Source organism: Nitratireductor thuwali, from assembly GCF_036621415.1.
Classification (GTDB): domain Bacteria; phylum Pseudomonadota; class Alphaproteobacteria; order Rhizobiales; family Rhizobiaceae; genus Chelativorans; species Chelativorans thuwali.
The window spans coordinates 118,394-130,797 of sequence record NZ_CP030943.1; the positions used below are offsets into that span (position 1 = coordinate 118,394).

Below are 12,404 nucleotides of genomic sequence, written 5' to 3' on the forward strand. Positions count from 1 at the left end.
CGCAGTCAACATCACAGCCGCCCCCATGCCTGGTGAATCAGTCCCTGAATCTCAAAGTTCACGGCATCCATGCTGTCGATTGCACGATCGTAAGTATCCCGATTGAAGTTCGATCGCTCGACCTCATAGAGCGTCTGCTTGGTGAGGCCGGCGTCGGAAATCGCCGTGGATTTGAGCATCGGGTTCGTCAGGATTTCCTCGGCAAGCATCGACTGCATGAAGCCGACCATCTGTGCCTGGGGAATGTCCGTGGGTTCGTATCGAGTGATGAGATAGCGCAGCCAGTCCAGCTGGACCTGCGCGCCAGCATTCTTGATCGACTTCATGATGTTGCCCAGCATCAGCAGAAACTGACTCATGGACATCAGGTCCAGCATCTGCGGATGGACTGTAATTAGAACCGACGTGGCGGCCGAGAGTGCCGAGAGCGTCAGGTAGCCAAGCTGCGGAGGGCAATCGATGACCACGACGTCACAGCGGTCACTGACCGAATCCAACGCCTTGGCGACCCTCGTGAAGAACCGCTTTCCTTCTTGAGACGGAGACTGCATCGCAAGCGGCGTCTCGTACTCATATTCCTGCAGTTCAAGGTTCGCAGGGATGATGTCGAGCAACGGGAAATTCGTCTTGCGAATAACGTCTTCGACGGGCGCCGCATCCTCATATCGGATCGCATCGTAAAGCGAGGGGTTCTTGTCGAGCTCGGGCTGGAAGCCATGGAGGGCCGATAGCGAAGCCTGCGGATCGAGATCCACCGTCAGGACCCTGTGACCCGTGAGCGCAAGGTGCTGCGCCAAATGTGCCGTGGTAGTGGTCTTTCCCGACCCGCCCTTGAAATTGACGACCGCAATGACCTGCAGCTTTTCGCCCGGTTTGCGGTAAGGCACATACTTCTTGGAATCCGATCGCCCGTGCTTATCGAGATAGTCCCGCAGCTCAGTCATCTGTTCGGCCGAGTAAAAGCGCCGTCCGCCGGCAACGACGAACGGCTCGGGGCCTTTCTTTTCGAGATGGAGGCGTTTCAGATTGTTTGGACTGATCCCGAGATAATGGGCGACCTCGGCCATCGAGAACCGCCGAAGTGTCTTCTGCCCTTCGGTCGGAAACTTCTCGACCCTCAGTTGGTCGAGCTTGCGCGAGATCTCGGCCCCTTGGGCGAGGATCTTGTCGTCAAACTCAAAACTTGGGAGAAATGCCATCTCCGCTTTGTCCTCCGAACGAGAAAATAGCGCCATATTCAGCCATTCGGCCAATCTGGCGCCAGTATGAGCGATTCCCGTTCTCTGGCAAGCGATTTTAGGTTAACAGAAGGTTGCCAGAAGGGCGACCAAGAACGGCGGAAGCCGTGACCTTGGCGGCCTTTTTCCTTTTCTATCCGTCACTTAACAACTTTGCCCGATGATACCTGGAGCAAATCCTGGCCCGGCAGAATTGCCGGGGCCGAACCCGGCCGTTGGGCCCGGGCAAAGCAAATATCCTCCAATCCGCCGTCCGGAACCCGACTCACCCCGTCCGAACCCGGCAATTCTGCCGGGCTGACGGAACGCAGTTATCCATGATCGATAGACCCGTCGATCGCATTTGTAGGACGGAAACATGCCATGGAGACGAGAGCGGTGCAGAGCCGCTCGATACGAAACATCTGCGTCTAGCGAGGACCAGTTTGTGGAAGTTGCCGGATGAGCCGGGCGCGATCGCACGACCGGCTCGTGCGCAAACTCCATGACGCGCTCGGTGAATCGATCTGCGGGGCACTCGAGGATCCGCTGGTCGTCGAGATCATGCTCAATCCGGACGGCCGCCTGTTCGTTGAACGGCTGGGGCAGGGGGTCGAGCCCATTGGTGAGTTCGCGCCCCGCGCCGCCGAGATCATCATAGGCAGCGTGGGCCATGCGCTGCAGACTGAAGTGGATGCAAGCCAGCCGATCATCTCGGGCGAACTCCCGATCGACGGGCACCGCTTCGAGGGTCTGCTTCCACCGATCGTCGCTGCGCCCACGTTCACCATTCGAAGGCGGGCATCCCGGCTCATCCCGCTGGAGGAATATGCGCGCGCCGGGATCATGACCCACCGTCAAGCTACGGTGCTAAGGAGCGCCGTAGCTTCGCGCATGAACATCGTGATCAGCGGCGGCACCGGATCGGGCAAAACGACGTTGGCCAACGCCGTGATTGCGGAGATAGTCTCGCTGTCGCCGGACGATCGTCTGGTCATCCTGGAGGACACTGCGGAAATCCAGTGCGCCGCCGAGAACGCGGTTGCCCTGCACACCAGCGACACGGTGGACATGGCCCGGCTGCTGAAGAGCACGATGCGGCTGAGGCCGGACCGTATCATTGTCGGCGAGGTTCGCGATGGTGCCGCGCTCACCCTGCTCAAGGCATGGAATACCGGCCACCCGGGCGGCGTGACGACCATTCACGCCGACAGCGCCGTCTCCGCGCTCCGCCGCCTCGAGCAATTGACCGCGGAGGTCAGCCAGCAGCCCATGCGTGAGGTGATTGGCGAAGCCGTCGACCTCGTCGTTTCGATCGAACGGGCCGGCCACGGGCGGCGGGTGCGTGATGTCATGCATGTCACGGGCTTCGACGGCGCGCGCTACGCGACCGATCACCATCCCCAGATCGACGAGGAAAGTCATGCCGCATAACAGCCGCGCTCTCGCCGCCATCCCGGTTGCGGCAACGCTCCTACTTGTCGCTCTTGCAACGCCGGCGCTCGCCTCAAGTGGCGGCGGTCTGCCCTGGGAAGGCCCGCTTCAGCAGATACAGCAGTCCATCACCGGTCCGGTCGCGGGCTTCATCGCACTGGCCGCCGTTGCGGTCGCAGGCGGCATGCTGATCTTTGGCGGCGAGCTCAACGATTTCGCGCGCAGGCTGATGTATGTCGTGCTGGTCGCCGGCATCCTCCTCGGCGCCACGCAAATCGTCGGCCTATTCGGCGCGAGCGGCGCCTCGATCGGCTATCCGGCCGACGAGGCGCCGCAGGCCAGGGCAGGGGAGGGGAGCGATGGCTGAGCCTGGCGTTGCTCTCGCACGATCCCGCATCCACAGGGCGCTTTCGCGCCCGAATCATTTGATGGGGGCCGATCGGGAGCTGGTGCTGCTGACCGGTCTTGCCGCGGTGATCCTGATCTTCGTGGTTTTGACGTGGTTTTCCGTGCTGCTCGGGATCGCCATCTGGGCTGCCGTGTTGGCTGCGCTTCGTATGATGGCCAAAGCCGATCCGATGATGCGGCAGGTCTATCTGCGCCATATCGGCTATCGCGCGGGCTACCGTCCGACCGCCTCACCGTGGCGGAGGCCCTGACTGGAATGGTCGCGCTTCGTCAGTTCCGTAACACCCGACCATCCTTCTCCGACCTGCTGCCCTATGCGGGCCTGGTCGACGACGGCGTGATCCTGCTCAAGGACGGGTCGGTCATGGCCGGCTGGTATTTTGCCGGCCCGGACTCGGAGAGCTCGACCAACCTCGAGCGCAATGAGGTGTCGCGGCAGATCAACACGATCCTGTCCCGGCTCGGATCGGGCTGGATGATCCAGGTCGAGGCAGTGCGCATCCCCACGGTCGCCTATCCCGCCCGCGAGGACTGCCATTTCCCCGATCCCGTGACGCGCGCGATCGACAACGAACGCCGGGCGCATTTCGAGGCCGAGAGCGGCCATTACGAGAGCCAGCACGCCATCATTCTCACCTACCGGCCGCCCGAACGACGGCGGTCGAGCCTCGCACGCTATGTCTATTCCGATGGTGAGAGCCGCGCGGAGACCTATGCCGATGTGGTCCTGGACACCTTCCGCACGTCGATCCGCGAGTTCGAACAGTATCTGGCCAATGTGCTCTCGATCCGGCGGATGGTCACGCGCACTGTCGCCGATCCCGAATCTGGCCGCGAGATCCGGTACGACGAACTCTTCCAGTTCATCCGGTTTTGCATCGTGGGCGAAAGCCATCCGGTGCGCTTGCCGGCGATCCCCATGTATTTGGATTGGCTGGCCACGGCCGAGTTCCACCACGGCCTGTCGCCGGTAGTGGACGGACGGTATCTGGCGGTCGTCGCGATCGACGGGTTTCCGGCCGAGAGCTGGCCGGGGATCCTCAATTCGCTCGACCTGATGCCACTCACCTACCGGTGGTCAAGCCGCTTCATCTTCCTCGACGACCAGGAAGCGCGCGCAAAGCTCGAACGCACACGGAAGAAGTGGCAGCAGAAGGTGCGGCCGTTCTTCGACCAGCTTTTTCAGACCCAGAGCCGGGCAGTCGACCAGGACGCCGTGACGATGGTCGCCGAAGCCGAGGACGCCATTGCCGAGGCCTCGTCCCAGCTCGTCGCCTTTGGCTACTACACACCGGTGATCGTCCTTTTCGATACCGACGATGTCCGGTTGCGCGACCACGCCGAGGCGGTGCGCAGGCTTGTCCAGGCCGAAGGTTTCGGCGCGCGCATCGAGACGCTCAATGCGACTGAAGCGTATCTCGGCAGCCTGCCGGGCATCACCTATGCCAATGTTCGCGAACCACTCGTCAACACGGGCAATCTGGCGGACCTCATTCCGCTCAACTCGGTCTGGTCGGGCAGCACGAGCGCGCCGTGCCCGTTCTATCCGACCGGCTCGCCACCCTTGATGCAGGTCGCTTCGGGCTCGACACCCTTCCGGCTGAACCTGCATGTCGACGATGTGGGGCATACGCTCGTGTTCGGGCCGACCGGTTCGGGCAAGTCGACATTGCTCGCGCTGATCGCGGCACAGTTTCGGCGCTACGAGAACGCGCAGATCTTCGCCTTCGACAAGGGCCGATCGCTGCGCCCACTCACGATCGCCGCGGAGGGCGATCATTATGAGGTTGGGGCAGGGGAGGGATCTTCCCTGTCGTTCTGCCCGCTGGCCGAGCTGGCGACCGATGGAGACCGGGCCTGGGCAAGCGAATGGATCGACACGCTGATCGCCATGCAAGGGGTGGCGATCACACCCGATCATCGCAACGCGATCTCACGCCAGGTCGATCTCATGGCGTCGGCGCGCGGCCGCTCGCTCTCGGATTTCGTGAGCGGGGTGCAGATGCGCGAAATCAAGAACGCGCTCCACCACTACACGGTCGACGGTCCGATGGGGCAACTCCTCGACGCTGAGGAGGACGGGCTGGCGCTCGGCGCATTCCAGACCTTCGAAATCGAGGAGCTGATGAACATGGGCGAGCGCAATCTCGTGCCTGTGCTCCTCTACCTTTTCCGCAGGATCGAAAAACGCCTGACGGGAGCGCCCAGTCTCATCGTTCTCGACGAGGCCTGGCTGATGCTCGGCCATCCCACCTTCAGGGACAAGATCAGGGAGTGGCTGAAGGTCCTGCGGAAGGCGAACTGCGCCGTGCTGCTCGCCACACAGTCGATCTCTGACGCCGAACGCTCGGGCATCATCGACGTGCTCAAGGAAAGCTGTCCGACCAAGATCTGCCTGCCGAACGGTGCCGCGCGCGAACCGGGCACGCGCGACTTCTATGAGCGCATCGGCTTCAACGAGCGGCAGATCGAGATCGTCGCCACCGCGACGCCGAAGCGTGAATACTACGTCGCAAGTCCCGAGGGCAGGCGGCTATTCGACATGGCGCTTGGCCCGGTCGCGCTCGCCTTCGCAGGTGCCTCGGGCAAGGAAGACCTCAAACGCATCGATCAGCTGCACAAGGATCATGGTCCGGACTGGCCGGCTGCGTGGCTCATGGAAAGGGGTATTGGCAATGCCGAAGCCATTCTCACACGCGATTAGGATCACGGCCGCCGCGATGATGAGCGCGTGCCTGGCCTTCACGGGGCCGGCTTATGCTGGCGCGGTCACCGGGAACGCGACCGAATGGACCCAGCTCCTCAACAACGCCGAGCTGGTGGGGCTCACGGGCCAGTCGGCCGAGCAGATCCAGAACCAGATCACGCAAATCGCGCAATTATCCGAGCAAATCCAGAATCAGCTCCGCATCTACGAGAACATGCTGCAGAACACGCTGCAGCTGCCCGATCACGTCTGGGGTCAGGTCGAAAGCGACCTCATGGCGCTCCAGAACCTCGTCAACCAGGGCGCAGGCATCGCCTTTGCGATGGGCAATATCGACGACGTTCTCAAGCAACGCTTCGAGAGCTTCGCCGAGTTCGAGACGGGGCTCGCGAACGGCGAGGATTTCTCCTCGAGCTATCAGTCATGGTCGGACACCAACCGGGGGACGATTTCGGCGACGCTCCGGGCGGCCGGGCTGACGGCCGATCAGTTCGCCAGTGAAGAGGCGACGATGAGCCAACTTCGCTCGATGTCGCAGAGCTCCGTCGGACAGATGCAGGCGCTTCAGGTCGGCCATCAGATTGCCGCGCAACAGGTGGCGCAGACGCAGAAACTGCGCGGCCTCGTCTCCCAGCAGATCACGATGATGGCGACCTGGCATCAATCCGAGCAGGCCACAAAGGATCTCGCGCAGACACGTCGAGAGGACTTTTTCAACTCGAATGCGCCGTCGACATCGGGCGGCCAGGTCATGGAGCCGCGCTGGTGACAAGAACACTCATTGTCGTGGCGGCAGCCACTGTCATTGTCGGGATCGCTGTTGCGATCTGGTTCGTACCGGGCCTTCGCGAGGCGCCCGATCGGGCACGCAGAGTCCTCGACACACCGACTGAGTATGACACCACCGGCGGGCAGGAGATGCGGCCACGCTGGGGCAATGGAGAGGGGCAGGGCGATGAGGCCCCCGACAACTAAGCTCGCCTTTGCCGCCAGCCTCGGCGTCCTGCTTCTTCTCCAGCCCGCCCTTGCACAGGATGGCTCGCTTCTCACGACGCTGGAAAACGAAGTCGCAGACGCCGCGCAGGGATGGGAGACGACCGTCATGCAGGCGGCGCGCTCGCTGTTCTGGATCCTTGCCGGCATCGAGGTCGGCATTGCGGCGGCCTGGCTGGTGCTCGGTGCGGCATCGCTCGACACGTGGTTCGCCGAGCTGGTGCGGCGCATCATGTTCATCGGTCTGTTCGTCTTCATCCTCGAGCAGGGGCCGGACTTCGCACGGGCAATGGTCGACAGCCTGTTCCAGATCGGCGCCGGCGGAGGATCGGCTTCGCCGGCGAACATCTTCAACGCTGGCCTGCAGGTCGCCAGCCAGATGTCGGAGAAGGCGCAGTTCGGGCTGTTCGAGGACAATGCGCTGGCGATCGCGGCCGTGTTCGCCATGGTGATCGTCGTCATTGCCTTCAGCCTCGTGGCCGCGATCTTCGTGGCCGTGATGGCCGAGATGTATGTCGGGCTGCTCGCCGGGATGATCATGCTGGGCCTCGGCGGCTCGAGCTTCACCAAGGACTTCGCCGTCCGGTATCTCGTCTATGCGTTCTCCGTGGGCATGAAGCTGATGGCGCTTGTGATGATCGCGCGCATCGGGTCGGAAGTCCTCATCGATCTCGCCAACTCCCCTTCGGGCGCCGACGAGTTTCTCTCCACCCTTGCCATCGGCGGTATTTCCGTCGTGGTGTTCGTCATTGCCATGTATGTGCCCAACATCGTCCAGGGCGTCGTACAGGGTGTGTCGGTGACAGGTGGCATGGAGACGATCCGCCACGGCGGCCAGGCCGCGACCATGGCCGCCGGCGGCGCCGCGCTGGCCTGGGGAGGGGCGAGGGCAGGGGCCTCGGCCTATTCCGATGCACGGGCGGCCGGCAGCTCGTTCGGCGCGGCCGCGCTCAAAGGCATGACCAGCGGCGCGAGTGCTGCCGGCTCCGCGCTCGCCTCGGCCGGGCGGGACAAGGCGATTGGCGTTCCCGGCACCTGGGGGGCATCGACGCTCGGCCTTGCCAATTCCAAGCTCGACCAGAGCCAGGGCCGTCCCACCACCAGAAAATCAGCAGACGACAAGGCGTGACGTAGACCATGGCCGCAAAGAGCCCACCGGAGAATCCCTACCTTGCCGCACGCCAGGAATGGAACGAGCGCTACGGCTCGTATGTGAAAGCGGCCGCCTCCTGGCGCATCGTCGGGGTGACGGGGATGCTGATGGCGGTGATTGGCTTCTCCTATGCGCTTTATCAGAGCACTCAGGTGCAGCTGGTGCCCTACATCGTGGAAGTCGATCGGCTCGGCACGGCGGTGAGCGCCGGCTTCCCGCAACAGATCGAATACGCCGACCCGCGCGTCGTGCGTGCCACGCTCGGCAGCTTTGTCAGCAATTTCCGGTCGGTCACGCCCGATGCCGTGGTGCAGAAGCAATATATCGACCGCACATATGCGCATTTGCGCACCTCCGATCCGGCGACGGAGAAGGTCAATGCCTGGTTCCGGGGCAACTCTCCCTTCGACCGCGCCCGCACGATGACGGTGGCCATCGAAGTCACCAACATCGTGCCGCTCTCCAACCAGAGCTACCAGGTCGACTGGACGGAGTATGAGCGCGATCGGCAGGGCAGGGAACAGGACGTAAAGCGGTTTCGGGGCGTGGCCACGGTTACCCTCACCCCACCCCAGGACGAGGCGGTCATCCACCTCAACCCGATCGGCCTTTACCTCAGAGATTTCGACTGGACGGCGCAGCTGTGAGTGCCCGGAGGATCCCTTTCATGAACTTACTCAGACTCCGGAGCGCAGCATTTTGCACCGGACTTGTTTTCTCGACGATTGCGGTGCCGGCCACGGCGCAGCCCCTGAGTGTCAACGAACAGCGCGGCACGAGCATTTCCGGCCAGTGGCAGCAAGGGCAGGGGGTCGTGACGCGCGGCCCCGACGGGAAGGTCATCTTCCTCTTCGGCCAGGTTCAGCCGTCGGTGGTCTGCTCGCCGCTTCAGGTGTGCGATATCGAGCTCCAGCCGGGCGAGATCGTGCGCGACGTGCTGCTTGGCGACACTGTGCGCTGGAAGGTCGAGCCGGCGACGTCCGGAGCGCCAGGCAGCCAGGCGGTGCATCTGATCGTCAAGCCGTCGGAAACCGGCCTCGTCACCTCGATGGTGGTGACAACCTCGCGGCGAACATACCACATCCAGCTCAAGTCCCATCATTCCAATTACATGGCGCGGGTCGGGTTCGACTATCCCGAAGACGTCAATGCGCGCTTCGCCGAGATTGCCGCGCGCATGGAGGCGAGCATCGTGCCCGGCGCCGGCGTGCGGGCGGAGCAGCTAAACTTCTCGTTTCGTGTGAGCGGAAGGGCGAGATGGCGGCCGACCCGCATCTACAGCGACGGCCAGAAAACCTATATCCAGTTCCCCTCGTCGCTGTCGGGCCAGGATGCGCCGGTGCTGTTCGTGGTTTCGGGCGGCGAGAACCGGATCGTCAACTACCGCATGAACGGCACCATGATGGTGGTCGACTATTACATCGACAGCGCGATCCTCGTCTCGGGCGTTGGGCGCGACCAGGAAAAAATCACGATCAGGCGGGGAGGGTAGGTGATGCACCTTTCAATTCTCCTACCTCGCTTGTTGGCTTTCGTGCTGTCCGCGGCACTGCTGGCCGGGTGCCAGACACTGGGCGGTGCGGGTCTGGTCACGAGTTCGGCAACCGCGCAGCTCACCCCGGAGGCGGCGTCCTCGATCGCAGGGGACATGGTCGGGCGGTTTGCCGAGCAGGTCGGTCCGAGCACGACGACGATCCAGCTTGAGCCGGACGGCTCCATATTCGGCGAGGCGCTCGAAGTTTCGCTTAGGGAATGGGGCTATGCCGTGGCCACGGACCAGGCGACGGAGGGGACGAATACCATTGCCCTCGCCTATGTCGTCGACGCGTTCGAAGGCAGCATCCTGGTCCGATTGTCGACCCACGCGCTCGACCTCACGCGCATGTACCAGCTGAGCGGGGCGGGGGCGACGCCGGTCTCTCCGCTCTCGATCATGCAGCGCCAGGCGAGGGAGCCGTCATGACCGAGAGTCTCAAGCTCGGTGGCTCCGATCTCGCTGGCGGGCCCAGAATCCGGCGCCTCAATCGCCTGCCGATTGTCGTCGCGATCGTGCTGGTGGTCCTCTTCCTTGCCGCGATCTTCTATGGCCTGTCCTCGCGCGGTCTCCGCCTGGGCGATGACGACGCGGCTTTTACACCTGGCTCCCGCCCGGCCTCGACCCATGCCGACCAGCTCAAGGAGGGTGTGCCGGACGGCATTATCGGCGAGCCGGCCCGTCCGCAGCCGCTACCGATTCCCGTCGAGCCGACCGAGCCTAAGGAAAACCCGTTCATGCCAGAGCCACCGGATGCGTCCACGGCCGAACAGCAACAGACGGCGCTGGAGATATGGCGCGCGCGCCTCGAGCGAGAGCAAGAAGAACAGCTCATGCGCGAGCTCCACCGCCAGCGCATGGCGCGCTATCAAGCCAATGACGCGGCGTTTGATTCCCCGATTGCTGTATCGCTAGGCGACCTTTCGGCTGACACCAACGACGGCACGACCGCGGCGCCTGGCGAACCGCAATCGTCGACGACGCGGCCGCAGGGCGCGCTTGACCTCTACGCCGCGGCCATGGAGGCGGGCGGTGGTGGCGCCACGGACGCGAACGGGCAGGCGGCCAAGGAGCGCTTCTTCAATCAGGACATTCGCGATCTGGGTTACCTTCCCAATCCGGTCGTCGGTCAGATCTCGCCCTATGAACTCAAGCGTGGCTCGGTCATCCCGGCAACGCTCGTCACGGGCATCAACTCGGACCTTCCCGGGCGGATCACGGCTCAGGTCTCGCAGAATGTCTATGACAGCGCGACGGGCCGGCATCTCCTCATCCCGCAGGGTTCCAAACTCTTCGGCCGGTATGATTCCGAGGTCACATTCGGGCAGGACGGCGTGCTTGTGATCTGGACCGATCTCATCTTTCCGAATGGATCGACGCTGCAGATCGGCGGCATGGCGGGGACCGATGCGGCTGGTTATGGCGGGTTCCGGGACCAGGTGGACAACCACTATCTGCGCACATTCGGGTCGGCGATCCTGGTCGCTCTGATCGGAGCCGGCACGGAAATGATGCTACCGCAGGACCGCAACAGCTTCGGCACGGCCAACAGCGCCGAGGACGCCGCCAGGCGCTCTTTCGCCGAAACCTTCGGGCAGATCTCCGAGCAGACGGTCTCGCGCAACCTAAAAGTCCAGCCAACGCTGGAGATCCGTCCGGGCTACCGGTTCAACGTTCTGGTCGACCAGGACATCGTTTTCCCTGGGTCGTATCGGTAGCGATGACCCTTTCCGTTCTCAGCGCTCCGTGTGGAAGGTCAACCTTCTGTCGCGCGGCATGCCATTGGACCCGCCCGCCATTGAACGCCAACCTGCTCAATCTCATCGACAGGCTTTCGCTGCCGCTTGACGAGCGTGCGGCCCGCCGCTCCTTGCGGGATTTCGCAAACGATACCGGGTTCGACTTCTTCGCCTACCTCTATCTTCGCGGTCCCGAGTCCTTCGCCGTCTCGAACTATCCACGCGCGTGGCAGGAACTCTATGTGCAGCGGGAGTTCATTCGGGTCGATCCGGTCGTGACCAAGGCAAAGCATGGACCGCCGCTGTTTTCGTGGTCGGCCGACGAGGCGAGGCGCAACGGGCGGCGGGACGTGATCAAGTTCTTCATCGAGGCCGACCGGTTCTGCATCAGGTCGGGAATCTCGATCTCGATTCCCGTCGGCTTTAGGGACCGCATGGTGTTCACGCTCGCGAGCGGCAGGCCTGTATCGACGATGAGCGAAGACATCGATCCGGTGACAGCTGCGGTCGCGGTCGCCTTCGTACACTCCCGACTGGGAGGTGAACGCGGCGACGCCTCACTGGCGTCCGGCATTCGGCTATCGCCGCGCGAGGCTGAATGCCTGCGCTGGTTCGCCGAAGGCATGTCGATGGCCGATATCGCTCTCATGCTCAACATCTCGTATCGCTCGGTACGGTCCTATATCGACGCGGCTACAAATAAGCTTGGCGCCGCCAACAACCGGCAGGCGGGCACAATCGCTACACGAATCGGACTGATATGACCGTGGCCGAGCCGGCTAATTGATCACCGGTCGTTGCCCGTCGACCTCGGGCACAAAGCCCAGACGCTCGACCACCAGGCTCACGATTTGATGCTGAGCATGGAGGTTAAGCATGGCGATCCGGTAGTCATGCCTCAACTGCTCTAGCCGCTCATCCATCGGACCGGCGGCTTCAATCCGGCCGATCTCCTCGAACAGCTCCTGGGCTGCCTGCAGCCGGCTCCTGTTATCCCGGATGACGTCATTGGCCACATGTTCCAACTCGTCTTGCGTCAGGCCGGCCAGAAGGGTCTGTATGACACTGGATGCCGCCGCCCGGCCGGGTCCGACGTCGACGTCTGGTTTTGTTCGCATGCAATCCCTGCGGCTTGGTTTGCGGTGCGCCCCCGCAAACAATAAAGACCATGACCCCAAGCCGGGGGTTAGAAAACCGCCACAGACGGTCCCTGCGACCT

General features: G+C 63.1%; 14 protein-coding genes. 12 read left to right on the forward strand and 2 right to left on the reverse strand.

Features of this window, described 5'->3' with window-relative positions; translation table 11 throughout:
* Positions 1 to 11: 11 nt before the first annotated feature.
* Complete coding sequence (gene repA, locus NTH_RS22610; RefSeq protein ID WP_338532408.1) at positions 12 to 1,199, reverse strand: plasmid partitioning protein RepA; 1,188 nt, start codon at positions 1,197 to 1,199, stop codon at positions 12 to 14.
* 480 nt (positions 1,200 to 1,679) lie between these two features.
* Here repA and trbB point away from each other — a divergent pair, with 480 nt between their 5' ends.
* The 12 genes from trbB to NTH_RS22670 all read left to right on the forward strand — a co-directional run bounded on the left by trbB (position 1,680) and on the right by NTH_RS22670 (position 11,949).
* Positions 1,680 to 2,651, forward strand: coding sequence for a P-type conjugative transfer ATPase TrbB (gene trbB, locus NTH_RS22615; protein ID WP_338532253.1), 972 nt, complete (start codon positions 1,680 to 1,682; stop codon positions 2,649 to 2,651).
* The gene (locus tag NTH_RS22620) at positions 2,641 to 3,018 is read left to right on the forward strand and encodes a TrbC/VirB2 family protein (RefSeq protein ID WP_338532254.1); all 378 of its coding nucleotides are present in this window, start codon (positions 2,641 to 2,643) and stop codon (positions 3,016 to 3,018) included. The genes trbB and NTH_RS22620 overlap by 11 nt, the downstream gene beginning before the upstream one ends.
* Positions 3,011 to 3,310: a conjugal transfer protein TrbD gene (locus NTH_RS22625; RefSeq protein WP_119396913.1), complete on the forward strand. Its 300-nt coding sequence runs from the start codon at positions 3,011 to 3,013 to the stop codon at positions 3,308 to 3,310. The genes NTH_RS22620 and NTH_RS22625 overlap by 8 nt, the downstream gene beginning before the upstream one ends.
* A 5-nt stretch (positions 3,311 to 3,315) precedes the next feature.
* The gene (locus NTH_RS22630) at positions 3,316 to 5,763 is read left to right on the forward strand and encodes a conjugal transfer protein TrbE (protein ID WP_338532255.1); all 2,448 of its coding nucleotides are present in this window, start codon (positions 3,316 to 3,318) and stop codon (positions 5,761 to 5,763) included.
* Positions 5,735 to 6,535 (forward strand): P-type conjugative transfer protein TrbJ, encoded by an 801-nt coding sequence (trbJ, locus tag NTH_RS22635; RefSeq protein WP_338532256.1) that lies wholly within the window; start codon positions 5,735 to 5,737, stop codon positions 6,533 to 6,535. Before NTH_RS22630 ends, trbJ begins: the two co-directional genes overlap by 29 nt.
* Positions 6,532 to 6,741: an entry exclusion protein TrbK gene (gene trbK / locus NTH_RS22640; RefSeq protein WP_338532257.1), complete on the forward strand. Its 210-nt coding sequence runs from the start codon at positions 6,532 to 6,534 to the stop codon at positions 6,739 to 6,741. The genes trbJ and trbK overlap by 4 nt, the downstream gene beginning before the upstream one ends.
* Positions 6,722 to 7,888: a P-type conjugative transfer protein TrbL gene (gene trbL / locus NTH_RS22645; protein WP_338532258.1), complete on the forward strand. Its 1,167-nt coding sequence runs from the start codon at positions 6,722 to 6,724 to the stop codon at positions 7,886 to 7,888. Before trbK ends, trbL begins: the two co-directional genes overlap by 20 nt.
* 8 nt (positions 7,889 to 7,896) lie before the next feature.
* On the forward strand, positions 7,897 to 8,559 hold the full coding sequence (locus tag NTH_RS22650) for a conjugal transfer protein TrbF (protein WP_338532259.1): 663 nt from the start codon (positions 7,897 to 7,899) through the stop codon (positions 8,557 to 8,559).
* Between the two features lie 20 nt (positions 8,560 to 8,579).
* Positions 8,580 to 9,404, forward strand: coding sequence for a P-type conjugative transfer protein TrbG (gene trbG, locus NTH_RS22655; RefSeq protein WP_338532260.1), 825 nt, complete (start codon positions 8,580 to 8,582; stop codon positions 9,402 to 9,404).
* A 3-nt stretch (positions 9,405 to 9,407) separates the two neighbouring features.
* Positions 9,408 to 9,875 (forward strand): conjugal transfer protein TrbH, encoded by a 468-nt coding sequence (gene trbH, locus NTH_RS22660; RefSeq protein WP_338532261.1) that lies wholly within the window; start codon positions 9,408 to 9,410, stop codon positions 9,873 to 9,875.
* On the forward strand, positions 9,872 to 11,164 hold the full coding sequence (gene trbI / locus NTH_RS22665) for an IncP-type conjugal transfer protein TrbI (protein WP_338532262.1): 1,293 nt from the start codon (positions 9,872 to 9,874) through the stop codon (positions 11,162 to 11,164). Before trbH ends, trbI begins: the two co-directional genes overlap by 4 nt.
* A gap of 80 nt (positions 11,165 to 11,244) precedes the next feature.
* Positions 11,245 to 11,949, forward strand: coding sequence for an autoinducer binding domain-containing protein (locus NTH_RS22670; protein WP_338532263.1), 705 nt, complete (start codon positions 11,245 to 11,247; stop codon positions 11,947 to 11,949).
* A 15-nt stretch (positions 11,950 to 11,964) separates the two neighbouring features.
* Here NTH_RS22670 and NTH_RS22675 read toward each other — a convergent pair whose 3' ends face one another.
* On the reverse strand, positions 11,965 to 12,303 hold the full coding sequence (locus NTH_RS22675; protein ID WP_338532264.1) for a transcriptional repressor TraM: 339 nt from the start codon (positions 12,301 to 12,303) through the stop codon (positions 11,965 to 11,967).
* Positions 12,304 to 12,404: the final 101 nt, after the last annotated feature.